The following is a 14,668-nucleotide window of genomic DNA, read 5'->3' as shown; positions in this document are numbered from 1 at the left end:
AGGCTATGAGTTCACGCTCACAGCCTTTATTTTTCATGTTGTTTTATTATATTTTCCAATCTTTTGTATTCTTTTTTGAATCTCGGGTTTGTGGATTTTGATTTCAATTTATTTAAGTTTTTTCGTGCTAACACAAAATCGTCGTCAAATATGTTTTTCATTATATACAATTGTTTGATGTTTTCGCCGTAATTTGGACTGTTTTCAAATTGTTTTAAAAGCTTTTCGTGTGTTGTGAATAGTTCATTAAACTTAATTTGATCGTTCAATTTGAATTGAGCGATCATTGTATTGAGCCAATATATCAATTGAAGGTCTTGATTTTTCAATTGGTCTTTTGCAATTGTTTCATAAGTAGCCAATGTTTTATTTGGTTCATTAAGTTCCAAATATCCTGCTCCCAAATTCATTTTCATTACTGTTTGTATGTGTTTGTTTTTGATTTTGGGAATTTTAGGTTCTAATTCGTTGACGAAATCTTTGTATTTCATTTCTTCAAACAGTTTCATTGAGTGTTTCAATTCGTTTGTTTTGTAGGAGTAATAAATTGTGTTGACTATTAAAATGACTGCCAAGACAACTCCGCCGATTATCCAATAATATTTAAGCATAACTTTGTCGTCGATTTTGAAGACAAGGCTAATGATTAGCATGGCTATTCCGATTGCAAATGCTATGCCAAATAATTTTAGAAATTTTTTCATATGTACCTCTGTTTTATGTTTATTTACTTGAAAATATCAAATATACTTCTTGTTGTTTTGTTATAAATCTTGTTGTAAAGAGCTTTTTTGGGGTTTTTAAACCAGCCAATGCCCTTTTTCCCGTAAGTTGGGTCGATTGCAGACTTTAGTTGTCTTTTGTACTTTGAAGTTGTTCTTGCTTTGAATGATTTCTTCAAGCTTGGTGTTCTGAATCCTATTTTCATAAATGCCTTCCTTTATATATTATTATATAATAATTATAATTCATTTATGAGGATTTTCAATTGGGTTTTGTATTTGAAAATTTTGTGAGATAATAAAAATGGTGATATTATGTTGGAATTTATGAACTTAAATGATAAAAACATGATAGCTGTTCAAGGTGCTGGCGGGAAAACTTCGAGCGTTTTTTTGCTTGCAAATGAGTTCAAATCGATGAATGAAGCATCTCTTGTGAGTACGACTACTAAAATGGGGATTGTGAGTGAGGATAAATTTGATTATTTGTACACATTCAATGAGAAAACGAAAATTGTAGATGGGAAAATATATTTCGCATCGAAATCACGTACAGATACAAAAGAAATCGGATTTGAACCTGAATTTTTCGACAAAATTTTTCTTGATGGTTTGTTTTCCAATATAATTTTGGAAACGGATGGAGCAAAGACAAGACCTATCAAAGCTCCTCGTGAAGATGAGCCTGTAAATCCTAAAAACATCACTCATTGTGTTGGTGTGATGGGACTAGATAGTGTGGACAAGCCTTTTGATGAGAGATTTTGCCACAGAAAAGAATATATGGAGAAAATTATTGGAAATCCCAAGATTTTGACAACAAAAAGCTACGCTGAAATCATCAATTCTAATTGTGGCCTGTTCAAAAATTCGTACGATGCGAAAAAGTTTTTGATTTTGAACAAAGCAGACACAAAACAAGATATTGAAAATGCGATGGATATTATTGGTAAAATTTATGTAGACGTGAAGATTTTTGTGATGAGTTTTGGGAAGATTATAAAAATATACTAGGAGAATTTTATGAATTTACTTGAAGATTTGAATTTTGATGAGAATCATATTATTAAGGATACAATTGTTAGAAATGAAAAGTTTGACATTCACAGAATCCAATCGAAAAACGAAACATCAGGACCATATAATCAGGACTTTGACGAATTTGTTGTCATAATTAAGGGTGAGGCAATGTTAAATGTCGAAGGAAAAGATGTAAGACTTAAAGAAATGGATACGTATTTTATTCCTAAAAATGTAGTTCACGAAGTAAAAAGCACAAGTGATGAATGCGTGTGGCTGTGTTTTGCGATAAAATAGTTGACAATTGTATCAAGAGAGTATATAATATTTTGGTATGTAAAAGGAGTCATTTCCTTTTATACAATACAGAAAGTCGCCGATGGCCGGGTGTGCGACGTGTCTAAATTCCCGGTGAGAAAACAATCGCTTTTTGGCAGCGATGTCCAAGTAGCCAAATATTGTAAATAAAGGAAAGGATGAATTGAATGAAAACTTATATACCTAAGAAAGATGACATCCAAAGAAAATGGTATGTAGTAGATGCAACAGATGTTGTTTTAGGTAGATTATCTACTGAAGTTGCTTCTATTTTAAGAGGAAAAAACAAACCAATGTTTACTCCTAATGCGGATGTTGGAGATTACGTAATTGTAATTAACGCAGAAAAAGTTAAATTAACAGGTAAGAAATTAGAACAAAAAGAATTAAGACATTACACAGGATACGCTGGTGGTCTTAAATCAATTACCTACAAAGACTTAATGCAAAAAGACCCAGAAAGAGCTGTAACTCATGCTATCGTTGGCATGCTTCCTCACAACTCTTTAGGACGTCAAATGGCTAAAAAATTAAGAGTTTACAGAGGCGCTGATCACGATCACATCGCTCAAAACCCTGAAGTTTTGGAAATTAAGTAGGAGGTAATTAAATGGCTAATAATAGATATCAAGGAACTGGTAGAAGAAAAACTTCTGTTGCTAGAGTTACTTTAGTACCAGGAAGTGGAAAATTCACAATTAACAAAAAAGATATAAGTGAATACTTTAACTTCGATACATTAAGAGTTATAGCTAAGGAAGCTTTGGAATTAACAAACAACGCTGAAAGCTATGATGTTACTGTTAATGTAAAAGGTGGCGGATACACTGGTCAAGCAGGTGCTATTAGACATGGTGTTGCTCGTGCTTTATTAGAAGTTGACCCAGAATACAGAGCTGAATTAAAAAGAGCAGGTTTCTTAACTAGAGACCCTCGTAAAAAGGAAAGAAAGAAATACGGTCTTAAAAAAGCTCGTAAATCTCCACAATTCAGTAAGAGATAGAAAACAATTATATATCAATGGAAAAGCACTTTTTGGTTCACACCATCAAGTGCTTTTTTTATGCTTATTTATCAAAATTCACACCAAAGTTCACACCATCATTATTAATAAGCTTATGATATACTAGTTCTCCAGGAGAAATACACCTCCACAGATTTTTGTCTGTGGGTTTTTTATTGGCAAAAACACAATTATTATTTTAAACTCCCAAACAATATATGATATACTTATTAAAGTAAAAAGGTTGTGATTATTTTGAATATCGATATTATTTCGGTGGGTAAGGTTAAGGAAAAATACATAAAACTAGGCATTGCTGAATTTTCGAAAAGATTATCTGCGCACTGCAAGCTAAACATAATTGAGGTTGATGATTTGAGTGCTGCAGAGAATTTGTCCGACAGTGAAAAGGAGATTGTGAAGGACAAGGAAGCGGAGAAAATTATGTCGAAAATCAAGGATAATCACTACGTGATTACGCTTGAGATTTTGGGGAATCAACTTACTAGCGAAAAATTAGCCGCCAAGATTGAAAATTTAACTGTACAAGGTCATTCTAATATTTGTTTTGTTATCGGCGGATCGTTGGGACTGGGGAAAAGTGTACTTGACAGGAGCGATTATGCGCTTTCTTTTTCCAAGTTTACATTTCCACATCAACTGATGAGGTTGATTTTGTTGGAACAAATTTACCGAAGTTTCAGAATAATTAACAATTTACCATATCATAAGTGAGGATAAAATGAAGGGAAAAAAGACAACTGTTGCATTGGCTTTTCTTATAGTGATTTTAGTGGGTGTGATTGGCTTTAGATATTCAGAAATTTCTGGGAAATCTCCAATCCAAGCATCACAAAAAAGTTCTCAAGTGAAGAGTGTTAAAAAATCAGAAGAAAAATCAAACAAAAAATCAGATAACGAAAAAGAAAATAAAAATCTGGAAAAGAAAGAGATAACCATAACTTGTTGGGGCGATTATATGAATCACATAACTCAAATTCGCCAAGCAAAAGCTACAAATTATGATTTTACGGATTCTTTTGCGGTTATTAAAGATATTGTGGGTAAGAGTGATTTATCCATAGTCAATTTGGAGACGACTATTGCTAAGGATGCATCAGACATGAGTGGTTATCCAGAATTTGCAACGCACGAAAATGTTATAAAAGCTTTAAAAGATGCAGGCTTTGATGTGGTGAGCACTGCCAATAATCATTCTTACGATAGAAGATTGAAAGGAATTGACCACACAATTGAAGCTATTGAAAAATACGGTTTGAAAAGAACTGGAACGTTCAAGGAGAACGAATCGACTAATCCACTTATCATTGATGTGAAAGGGATAAAGGTTGGATTTTTTTCATATACACAAATGCTCAATGGATTTGAAAATTCTATGCTTAATTCTGGACGAGATACTGCGGTAAATTTAATAAATATGGAACAAATCCAAAAAGATGTGGATTATTTAAAGCAAAATCACGCAGATGTGATAATGTGCTACATGCATTGGGGAGAGGAATATTCTGATTATCCTAACTCTTATCAGAAAAACACGTTCAAGAAACTTTCAGATATGGGAGTTGACTTGGTGATAGGATCGCATCCGCACACAATACAAAATGCTGATGTTATTGAAAACGACGGCAAAAAATCATATTGTGTTTATTCAATGGGAAATCTAGTTTCAGATCAAAGAGAATCCTACGGACAATATTACGGCGTAGAGATTGGAGTGTACTCGGATATTAAAATTGAGAAAATTGGGGACAAGACGACTGTAAAAAATTTCGAAAACAAACCATACTATGTAGACAAATACACAGATAGTGTGACTACAAGATATGTCGTAGTTCCAGTTAAACAAGTCCTTAATTCAGAAATAAATTATCCAAGAAAAGACAAAATAATATCCAAATTGAACAGAGCAAATCAACATTACGAGAAAATTTTTAACAAGGAGTAAAAATGGGAAATATAATACTTACAGGTGACAGACCAACAGGCAAATTACATTTAGGTCATTACGTGGGATCTTTAAAAAACAGAGTTATCATGCAAAACGAAGGAAACTTCGACAAAATGTATGTGATGATTGCAGATGCACAAGCTTTGACAGACAACTTCAATAATCCGGACAAAGTCCGTGACAATATCATTGAAGTTGCTCTTGATTATTTAAGTTGTGGAATTGATCCAAACAAAGTTACGATATTCGTGCAATCACACGTTGAACAACTAACAGAATTGATGTTTTATTATATGAACTTAGTTACACTTTCAAGACTCGAAAGAAATCCTACAGTTAAAGCAGAAATCAAACAAAAAGAATTTGGAGCGAGCATTCCCGTTGGATTTTTGACTTATCCAATCAGCCAAGCAGCTGATATCACGCTTTTTAATGCAAACATAGTTCCTGTTGGAGAAGACCAGCTTCCAATGTTGGAACAAACGCGTGAAATAGTAAGAACATTCAACAACTATTACTCAGAAGTTTTGGTTGAACCAAAAGCTGTAATTCCTGACAATAAAATCTGTTCCAGACTTCCAGGATTAGACGGCAAAGCTAAGATGAGTAAATCATTGGGTAACTGTATTTATTTGTCGGATTCTGAAAAAGATGTCAAATCAAAAGTAATGAGTATGTTCACAGATCCTAACCACATTCAAATTACAGATCCTGGAAAAGTTGAAGGAAACACAGTGTTCACTTATTTGGACGCTTTCTGTACAGACGATGATTTCTCAGAATTTCTTCCAGATTACAAAAATTTGGACGAATTAAAAGATCATTACAGACGTGGTGGACTTGGCGATGTCAAAATCAAAAAATTCTTGAACAATATTTTGCAAAAAGAATTATCTCCAATCAGAGAAAAAAGAAAACACTACGAACAAAACATTCCAGAAATCTTCGATATGTTGTTAAAAGGATCAGAAGATGCCAGAGAAGTTGGAGCAGAAACTTTGAAGAAAGTAAAAGCTGCAATGGGAATCAACTACTTTGAAGATGTGGAATTGATTAATAAACAACAACAAAAATACAAATAGATGAGAAGTCAATCACGTCAGGGGTTGATTATGGATAGCAAACCATCATACACGAATATCTAGACTTCAAAAATTGATGATTTCTAAATCTCAAAATCCTAAAATCGCAAGCACGCTGAAACTTACGCAGTCCGATTTTGACGGATTTATTCGATTTGAAATCATGACAATTTTTTCCGTATGATATTCTTAGCATGAAAGGTTTGCTATATTTTTTATATATGTCAATCACGTCGGTGGTTGATTTTTTATTGATTAATAAAATATAAATTTTATTTGATTTTTCATTTGCTTAAAATTATTATTTAAGGGTATAAATAATAGAAGAAAGGAAGATTATTATGTTAAGAGCAAAAGTAGGATCTAGATTATATAATATAAACGAAGCTATTAAGCTTGGAGAAATTGCGATAGCTAGTTTGAATGAGGTGCAATCTTATTTGGGTACAGCATCAGGATGGGGAATTTTCGATATTTTCAAGGGTAAGACTATTACTACTATGATTAAAAGATCGAATTTGAAAAAGGCGAAGAATCAAGCGAAGAAGGCTGACTTGGCGATTAGAAAGTTCAACAATATTATGATTGATTTGGACAAGAAACCAAGTGTTGGTTTCAGATATAAAAAACCATTTTTCTTGGCAGATTATTTTGATAACAAAGTTTTTGATTCTGTAATTCAAATGCAAATTCTCAATAACAAGAGAAATTGCGACGCTGCTATTAAGCAATTGAAAAAAGAAGTGTATAATTTACAAAAGGAAAAAATGAATTTAATGAATGAATAGATTTTATAGGGGGTATTATGTTCAAAGAGTTTAAGAAATTCATTACTGAAGGTAATGTAATGGATTTAGCAGTTGCAGTTATCATGGGTGCTGCTGTTAAGGAAATGGTCGACGGACTTATTAATGGACTTATAGCACCTTTGATTGGAGCAGCAACAGCTGGTATAAACATGAAAGAAATGGCAGCAACTGTTGCAGGTGTTAAGTTACAATATGGTTTATTCTTGGATGCTTTGGTTAAATTTATCATTATAGCATTTATTGTTTTCTTGATGGTTAAAGCTATTAACAAAGGTCGTGATGCTTTGCATAAAGAACCGGCAGCTGATCCAACAACAAAAACTTGCCCATATTGCAAGAGTGAAATCGACATTACTGCTACTAGATGTCCACACTGTACATCTGAATTAACAGAATAATTTGATTGAAAAGGGGATTGTATCCTCTTTTTTTTGTTGGGTTTGTGATATACTGAAAACATAATAATTTATAATAAGGAGATTATGATGAAATACGATTTTGAAACGATTAGTGACAGAAACGAAATGGGCTCTAGAAAATGGGCTGTAAGAAGCGAACAATTTCCGAATATGAAAAAAGATGTAGTTCCATTAAGCGTTGCGGATATGGAATTTAAAAACGCACCAGAAATTATTGATGGTTTGAAAAAACGCTTAGATAATTTGGTTTTGGGATATTGCTCTCCTACAGACAGATTTTACAACAGCATTATAAATTGGGACAAGAAACGCCACAATGCAGATATCAAGAAAGAATGGATTGTCGAAGTTCCAACTGTTGTAGATGGATTCTTCGCTGCGGTAAGTGCCTTTACACAAAAAGGCGATTCTGTAATGATTATGAGACCAGTGTATGGTCCATTCAGATTTGCCATTGAATTTAACGACAGAGTTATGGCAGATGTTCCTTTGATTGCTGACGAACGCAACAATTACTCAATTGATTTTGAAAAATTTGAATCAGAATGTAAAAAGTCTGAAAACAAAATGGTTATTCTTTGTAATCCTCACAATCCGGGTGGAATTTTGTGGAGCAAGGATGATTTGGAAAAAGTAATCACGATTGCAAATGCAAATGATGTGATTGTTGTGGTTGATGAGATTTGGCAAGATATTGTTATGCCGGGAAACACTCACACATCTGTGCTTTCTTTGGATAGAAAATTAATCGAAAAAGCTGTTGTGTGTCAATCTTCAACAAAATCTTTTAACTTAGCAGGACTTTGCTGTGGATATACAATTATTTCCGATTCCGAAATGATGGCTCAATACAAGAAGACTTTGGATATTATGAGAAGTAACACTGTAAATGTTATGGGACTTGAAGCTACACAATTAGCTTTTGATGAAGCTGAAGACTGGCTTGACGAATTAATCGAAGTAATAGATACTAACCAAAAAATCGTCTACGATTTCTTCCAAGAAAAATATCCTAAAATCATAGTAAATCACCTTCAAGCGACTTACGTTATGTGGATGGATTTCAGATGTTTGGGATTAAACAGCGATGATTTGCTTAAAACATTGGGCGAAAAAGCTGATTTGGTATTCACTGACGGAAGATTTTTCGGAGAATGCGATGGATTTGTACGATTTAACGTTGCAGCTCCTACAAAAGTCGTAAAAGACGCATTAGTTAGATTGGATAATTTACTACAAGAAATATACAAATAAACACAACAAATCCCGAAACTCATTTGAATTTCGGGATTTTTTTAGTTCTATTTTACATTCAAAAATTGTTGCATGTATTCAAATGGACCATTATCCACTTGAACTTTTGGATTATTGATTGATGTATCTTCTTTTGAATTTAGTGAGATGTTAATGCTTTCAGTATCTTTTGATTTTGGAGTTGATTTTAAGCTAACATCGTATGATTTGTCCTTGAATTCAAATGTTAAATTGAACATATCGTCTTTGTTAGTTGTCTTTAATGTGTTCATTTTGTCTTCGAATTCTTTTTTGGATTGGTCTGATTTTAGATTGTTTTCAATTTCTTGGATTTTTTGTTGTTCTTGTTCTGTAAGATCACTTCCCTTGGCAAGTTTGGCGTATTCTTTGAAGTTTTTCAATAAAGTTTTTCTTGAATATTCCATAACTTTTGCCCATTGTTCACCAGTTAAATTCACAGAGTATTTGTGGTTGCCATCATCTGTAACCTTCAATTCCTTGTTGTCGACAACGAAATCTTTTGCGATTTTAACTTGGAATTTCGTATTAGATGATAAAAGTGGCATGAATACTGTGAAATCTCTTACAGTTGTAGCCTGGAAATTTTGTTCAGTTAATTTTTGCAAAATTTGAGTAACATTGAAGTACAAGTTTTTTTGAATCAAAGCTTCCTTCATTTTTGGTGGAAGATTGTTAGCAAATGCATCGTAATTCAAATACGCTTTTCCATCTTGGATTGCGAAGTGTAGTTCTCCCAAATTATTGCCTTGACCTGCTAATTGAGCTACATCACTTGTAACAGTTGCCATTGCAACGCCTGTCGTTTTGTCTTGTGTTGCTTTGACTTTGATTTCTTTTAGCTTGGAAGTTTCGTTTTTAAATTCATAAGATTGATTCTTCCATTCAGTTGTTTTTCTAAAATCGTTTAATAGGCTCACTTTTTCTTTTGCTTGAGAGCAAGCGCTTAAAGTTATTACCATAAGTAGTGATAATAACACTAATGTAAATTTCTTTTTCATAAATTCCCCCTGACTATATTATTATAACAGATTTGGACAAATGATTTTGAACAAATCGCAATCGTAGACTTATTGTAACTAAACTTACAAAAAAGCCACTCACACGATAAATGTGAATGGCTTATAATCAAAAATATTATTTTAATTTTTCTAATAATTTTAATGTGTAATCGTACATTCTTTGAGTAGATTCAATTCCCAAATGTTCTAATGGAGTGTGAGCGCCAATGATATCTGGACCGAAACTAATCATGTCACAATCTGGAAGTACACCTTTTAATAAACCACATTCCAAACCTGCGTGAATTGCAGTTACATTAGCTTTCTTTCCTGTCATTTCTTCGTACAATGCTGGAGCAACCTTTGCCAATTCTCCATCAGTGTTGAATTCCCATGCTGGGTATTCCTTTTCGATGACAGTAGTTCCGTGAGTCAAATAAGCTAATGATTTGATCTTGTCGAACATATTGTGAAGTTCACTTTCTACAGAACTTCTTACACAACAAGTAACCTTGATTTTTTCGTCATCTGCTTCAACAATACCAACGTTAGAACTTGTTTGAACCAAACCTTCGATGTCTTGTGAAGTAGAAATAACATCGTTGATTAACAAATACAAGAACTTAACGATTGATTGTGAAGTTTCTTTCGAATAAGAAAATTCTGTTTTTTCTGTTTCTTTAATATCTAAAACCAAATTAGGATCAGTTTTTCTACCTTCGTGACGAACATATTCACCAATTTCGTTTAAAATATCCATCGCTTTATCCAAATCATCTACAGTGATAATAGCGTGAGCATTCTTAGCGATGGCGTTGTGTTTTGAACCACCGGAGATTTCTTGCAATCTAAAATCCATTTCCAAAGCAACTTTGTTCAAAAGTCTTGCCATAACTTTGATGGCGTTTTTGTTTTGTTTTTGGATTTCAAGACCAGAGTGACCACCATTCAAACCAGAAAGAGAAATTTCGATAGCTTTTGACAAACCTTCTGATTTTTCGCTTTTGAAAGTAGTGATAGCATTTGCTCCACCAGAACAGCTTACAATGAAGTCTCCTTCAGCTTCAGTGTCGATGTTTAACAAGCGAGTTCCGCTTAAATGTTCAGCAGTCACACCGTTTGCACCGTCCATTCCACGTTCTTCATCAATTGTTACAAGAACTTCCAATTTTGGATGAGAAACATCATCAGAATCTAAAATAGCTAAGCAAAAAGCAACAGCGATTCCGTCATCTGCTCCTAAAGTTGTGTTATCTGCATAAACATATCCGTCTTTAACGTGCATTGAGATAGAATCTTTTAAGAAATCGTGATCTGAATCGTCAGTTTTTTCGCAAACCATATCCATGTGTCCTTGCAAAATAACAGGTTCTGAATTTTCGTAACCTTCTGTAGCTTCTTTTTTGATAATAACATTGTTAAGAGAATCTTGGTACACTTCCAATTCTCTTTCCTTTGCGAAGCTAACCAAAAAATCTGAAACAGCCTTTTCGTTTCCTGAACCACGAGGAATATCGTTTAATTGTTTGAACCAATAAAACACTTTTTTTGGTTCTAAATCTTCATATTTTTGCATGAGTAACCTCCTATATATCTTCTTACTTTATTATAACTCTTTTACATTATTTTGTAATCTAATTGACAAGATTATTTACAACATTTACGATAATATCCATACCATTAGAGATATCATCGTAGCTCATCTTCGCAAACCCAATCAAAAACACATTAGTGTTCATATTTTTATCCAAATAAAAATCATCGATAGGAATGACATACACTGATTTTTCCCTCAAAGTTTTCAAAAAAACATCACTATCAATCCTCTTATCTACCTTGATTACAACAGAAGTTCCACAATCAGTTTTCTCAAAATCAATGAATTTGCAGCCATTAATTTTTGAAAAAATAATCTCGTATTTTTTTGCGTAAACTTTTTTCATTTGATTGACCTGCTTTTCAAAATCTCCGCTGTCGATAAATTTGGACAGTGCAGATTGAACGAAAATCGACACAGGACACCTCTCAGATTTTAGCACAGAATAAAATTTATTCATCAAATTTTTAGGCAAAACCATAAAACTCACACGCATCGCTGGAGTCACTGTACGTGAAAAATTCCCAATGTAAATCACTTTATCATTCACATCCAAAGTCTTCAAAGGTGCGATAGGACGAAGCTTGTATTTGAATTCTGCGTCGTAGTCATCTTCGATTATGTAGCGATTATTTTTTTCGTAAGCCCAATTCAACAAATCAATCCTCTTATTAATCGGCATAATCGCAGAAGTGGGAAACTGATGAGAAGGAGTCACACTTACCACACTAGCATCTGTTTGATTCAGAAAATCTATATCAATCCCATCCTCATTCACATCAATCGGCGTACTGTTGAAATTATTGTAAAAACCAATTCCGTGATAAGCATATCCAGGATTTTCAAAACCAAAAACGGGATTGTTAAGGAGATTTTTAATCAAAATCAACAACTCATTGCTGCCGGAACTCACGACGATTTGGTTGGGATTTACGATAATCTCACGAAAATCCTTCAAATAATTTGAAATAGAACATCTTAAAGAAAATAATCCTAAACCATCGACCTTACCCAAAATAGCATCATCATCTTCGTTAATTGAATCCCTGAAAGCCTTTCTGATTTGCTTGTATTTAAAGCAAGATTTATCAACACCTGAAAATGAAAAATCATACAGGTAAGAATTCTTTTCTTCAACAATCATATCCTCATCATCAAAGTTTGCATCGTTTTGCAAAATATGACCGGATTTTTCCACAAAAAAACCACTTCTCTCACTGGAGCGAATGTATCCTTCCTTTTCCAATTGATAATAGGCATTGGACACAGTATTTATCGAAATATTCAGCTCATTCGATAATTTTCTAATAGAAGGAAGCTTGTCATTGGTCTTCAATTGTTTCGTGTTAATCTTTTCTTTTATAGAATCGTAAATTTGATTATACAAATAATCTTTGTCGTTTAAATTTATGAACATAAAATCCTCCGTTGGATTAAGTATAACATAAGAAAAAGAATAAGTTGTTCAAATCGCAATGTTTAAATTGAATACACTGGAATAGCAGCTAATAAAAATTAAAAATAAAACATTTCTTTTTTTTTTTTTTTTTGAGTGGTATAATAATTTTAAGAAAATATTACAAAAATATTTGAGTTTTAATAATAAAAGGGAGATTTATTTAAATGCATGGATTTAAGCTTGTAAAATCGTATAAAAAAGAATTTGTACTTGTTGTCTTAGCTTCTATCGTAAGTTTGATTTGTAACTTGGCTGCAGCTTATATATCAAAGGAGCTAATAAATGCAGCGGTTGGGAAAACGAATTTTAATTTATGGGTTATAGTTGTGGCAATTATTATTATTTTCGTGACCAAACCTTTTGGAACGTATCTTGTCAATAAATCGTCATATAACTTTGCAAAAAGCTTTATGATAGATTACAGAAAATCTATAATTGATAGTTATGTTTTGAATGAAGGAGAAATGTTATCGTCTGATTTTTTGAATACTGTTAATCAAACAACAACAAAGTTAAAAGATATGTTTGTAATGCCTTTTTTGAAAAATATTAGGTACGCAATTTTATTTATAGGGGCAAGTATCTATTTATTGTACATAAACAAAATAATTTTCTTGATTATTGTTGTTTGTTCTGTATTGCCACTTATAATTCCACAGATTTTTAATAAGAAAAATCAAAAATTAAGGATGGATTCCATAGGAGAAAATGAACAATTCATAGCTAAATCAAAAGAAATTACAGATGGGTTTGAAACAATAAAATCGTTTGGAATTGAGGATAAAATTATAAATCTATTTGAAAAGTTAAATAAAATAAATCAAAAAAAATTATTTCTTGCCAACAGATTCAATGTTTTTCATATGATATTTTCATTTTTTATATCAATGTTTGGGATAGTATCTGCACTTGTAACAGCTACATATTTGTCAAGCAAAGGTCTGATAACAGCAGGGGAAATAGGGGCAATTATTCAATTATCTAATTATATTGTTGATCCTGTTACAACAATTCCAGCTAATGTTATTAGTATAAAGTCTGTTGAAATGGAAATGAAGAGAATAGATAAAATGATTGCTAAAAAAAATACTAATTCAAAAGAGCATGAAAAATTCAAATTAGACAATCAAATATCTATTAAAGATTTATCGTTTAAATATGGAGATAATGAGGTTTTAAAAGGTATTTCACTTGATCTTGAAAAGGGTAAAAAATATGCTATTGTAGGAGAAAGCGGAAGTGGGGACAGTGATATAATGATGACAGATACAATAAATCCATTAAAATCAAAGTTTAAAGGCTTCCACAAAATTTTTAAACAAGACGATTTAGGATTAAGTCTGTCATCTTTTTTATTAAATTAACAAAAAAGAAAAGAAAACATAAGTAATAAGGATTGAAGATAATATGATAATATTTAGAGTTTTTTTCAAAATCATATTGTTTCCTATTAGTATAGCGTTAAGTATCATAATTCTATTTTTAACGTTTGTATTAGGTCTCAGCACAATATTTTTCAAACTGATTTCATTTATCGCTATTATGGGATTTTTGGGATCTGTTTATCATGGAGAAAAAGCACTCGCTATAGAGGCAATTATACTAGCATATCTTTTTAGTCCTTATGGTTTACAAGTGCTAGGATATTTTATTATAGAAGTGATAGAAGAGGTGAATGAAAGAATAAAAGCAATTTAAATATAAAAATAAATAGATTAAAACGATGAAAAAGAGATAGCAAAATCAAAGCTATCTCTTTTTATAGTATGACGGGCATGTTCTAATGCTGGGGTGAAATTCCCTAAGGAGCGTAGTTGTCGACGAATCCCATAGCGACTTGCAAGTTTTACACGGCGACGTGTAGGAGAGAAGAAGCAATAGCGAAATCGTGGCTTGACGAACAGGAACAGAATACAAGGCGTAAAAGGTGGGCAAGTTAGCTATAGATAACAAAGACCCAAAAGACAACCGTAAACCCAAGGCGTAAATTCTGCAAG

At 32.6% G+C, this 14,668-nt stretch carries 17 protein-coding genes; 12 read left to right on the top strand and 5 right to left on the bottom strand.

All coding sequences use genetic code 11. From position 1 onward, the window contains the following. Nucleotides 1-26 precede the first annotated feature (26 nt). Nucleotides 27-704 (bottom strand): hypothetical protein, encoded by a 678-nt coding sequence (locus ABDJ34_RS02670; protein WP_412701267.1) that lies wholly within the window; start codon nt 702-704, stop codon nt 27-29. Between the two features lie 23 nt (nt 705-727). Next, the gene (locus tag ABDJ34_RS02665; RefSeq protein WP_094223895.1) at nt 728-928 is read right to left on the bottom strand and encodes a hypothetical protein; all 201 of its coding nucleotides are present in this window, start codon (nt 926-928) and stop codon (nt 728-730) included. Nucleotides 929-1,037: 109 nt separating this feature from the next. Between ABDJ34_RS02665 and yqeC the strand changes: the two genes are divergently transcribed. The 10 genes from yqeC to ABDJ34_RS02615 all read left to right on the top strand — a co-directional run bounded on the left by yqeC (nt 1,038) and on the right by ABDJ34_RS02615 (nt 8,596). Then, on the top strand, nt 1,038-1,736 hold the full coding sequence (gene yqeC / locus ABDJ34_RS02660; RefSeq protein ID WP_412701266.1) for a selenium cofactor biosynthesis protein YqeC: 699 nt from the start codon (nt 1,038-1,040) through the stop codon (nt 1,734-1,736). Between the two features lie 9 nt (nt 1,737-1,745). Beyond that, the gene (locus tag ABDJ34_RS02655; RefSeq protein WP_227904619.1) at nt 1,746-2,039 is read left to right on the top strand and encodes a cupin domain-containing protein; all 294 of its coding nucleotides are present in this window, start codon (nt 1,746-1,748) and stop codon (nt 2,037-2,039) included. Nucleotides 2,040-2,227: 188 nt separating this feature from the next. Beyond that, on the top strand, nt 2,228-2,659 hold the full coding sequence (gene rplM / locus ABDJ34_RS02650; RefSeq protein WP_002838046.1) for a 50S ribosomal protein L13: 432 nt from the start codon (nt 2,228-2,230) through the stop codon (nt 2,657-2,659). A gap of 11 nt (nt 2,660-2,670) precedes the next feature. Next, the gene (rpsI, locus tag ABDJ34_RS02645) at nt 2,671-3,063 is read left to right on the top strand and encodes a 30S ribosomal protein S9 (RefSeq protein ID WP_094203000.1); all 393 of its coding nucleotides are present in this window, start codon (nt 2,671-2,673) and stop codon (nt 3,061-3,063) included. A gap of 255 nt (nt 3,064-3,318) precedes the next feature. Further along, nucleotides 3,319-3,798 carry a 23S rRNA (pseudouridine(1915)-N(3))-methyltransferase RlmH gene (gene rlmH / locus ABDJ34_RS02640; RefSeq protein WP_002835724.1) on the top strand — a complete coding sequence of 160 codons (480 nt, stop codon included), beginning with the start codon at nt 3,319-3,321 and terminating at the stop codon, nt 3,796-3,798. Nucleotides 3,799-3,805: 7 nt separating this feature from the next. Next, the gene (locus ABDJ34_RS02635) at nt 3,806-5,029 is read left to right on the top strand and encodes a CapA family protein (protein ID WP_412701265.1); all 1,224 of its coding nucleotides are present in this window, start codon (nt 3,806-3,808) and stop codon (nt 5,027-5,029) included. A gap of 2 nt (nt 5,030-5,031) precedes the next feature. Next, nucleotides 5,032-6,114, top strand: coding sequence for a tryptophan--tRNA ligase (gene trpS / locus ABDJ34_RS02630; protein WP_094208128.1), 1,083 nt, complete (start codon nt 5,032-5,034; stop codon nt 6,112-6,114). A gap of 341 nt (nt 6,115-6,455) precedes the next feature. Next, nucleotides 6,456-6,902 (top strand): hypothetical protein, encoded by a 447-nt coding sequence (locus ABDJ34_RS02625; protein WP_110058430.1) that lies wholly within the window; start codon nt 6,456-6,458, stop codon nt 6,900-6,902. Between the two features lie 17 nt (nt 6,903-6,919). Continuing rightward, on the top strand, nt 6,920-7,321 hold the full coding sequence (mscL, locus tag ABDJ34_RS02620; RefSeq protein WP_316533095.1) for a large conductance mechanosensitive channel protein MscL: 402 nt from the start codon (nt 6,920-6,922) through the stop codon (nt 7,319-7,321). An 87-nt stretch (nt 7,322-7,408) separates the two neighbouring features. Further along, complete coding sequence (locus ABDJ34_RS02615) at nt 7,409-8,596, top strand: MalY/PatB family protein (RefSeq protein ID WP_412701264.1); 1,188 nt, start codon at nt 7,409-7,411, stop codon at nt 8,594-8,596. Between the two features lie 47 nt (nt 8,597-8,643). Here the strand turns inward: ABDJ34_RS02615 and ABDJ34_RS02610 are convergent, their stop codons facing one another. The 3 genes from ABDJ34_RS02610 to pdxR all read right to left on the bottom strand — a co-directional run bounded on the left by ABDJ34_RS02610 (nt 8,644) and on the right by pdxR (nt 12,629). After that, nucleotides 8,644-9,615: a hypothetical protein gene (locus ABDJ34_RS02610; RefSeq protein WP_412701263.1), complete on the bottom strand. Its 972-nt coding sequence runs from the start codon at nt 9,613-9,615 to the stop codon at nt 8,644-8,646. Nucleotides 9,616-9,751: 136 nt separating this feature from the next. Next, a complete protein-coding gene (locus ABDJ34_RS02605; protein WP_412701262.1) occupies nt 9,752-11,191 on the bottom strand; it encodes an aminoacyl-histidine dipeptidase in 1,440 nt (479 codons plus the stop codon). 58 nt (nt 11,192-11,249) lie between these two features. Beyond that, entirely contained in the window at nt 11,250-12,629 is a 1,380-nt protein-coding gene (gene pdxR / locus ABDJ34_RS02600; RefSeq protein ID WP_412701261.1) for a MocR-like pyridoxine biosynthesis transcription factor PdxR, read from the bottom strand. Nucleotides 12,630-12,835: 206 nt separating this feature from the next. Here pdxR and ABDJ34_RS02595 point away from each other — a divergent pair, with 206 nt between their 5' ends. Together ABDJ34_RS02595 and ABDJ34_RS02590 are read left to right on the top strand one after the other, a co-directional pair. Continuing rightward, complete coding sequence (locus ABDJ34_RS02595) at nt 12,836-14,035, top strand: ABC transporter transmembrane domain-containing protein (RefSeq protein ID WP_412701260.1); 1,200 nt, start codon at nt 12,836-12,838, stop codon at nt 14,033-14,035. Between the two features lie 43 nt (nt 14,036-14,078). After that, nucleotides 14,079-14,369 (top strand): CD1845 family protein, encoded by a 291-nt coding sequence (locus ABDJ34_RS02590; RefSeq protein ID WP_395464576.1) that lies wholly within the window; start codon nt 14,079-14,081, stop codon nt 14,367-14,369. Nucleotides 14,370-14,668: the final 299 nt, after the last annotated feature.

It is taken from the genome of Finegoldia dalianensis (genome assembly GCF_046255015.1).
GTDB lineage: Bacteria > Bacillota > Clostridia > Tissierellales > Peptoniphilaceae > Finegoldia > Finegoldia magna.
Note: the sequence above shows the minus strand (reverse complement) of the source record. Positions and strands in the feature narration are given on the sequence as shown.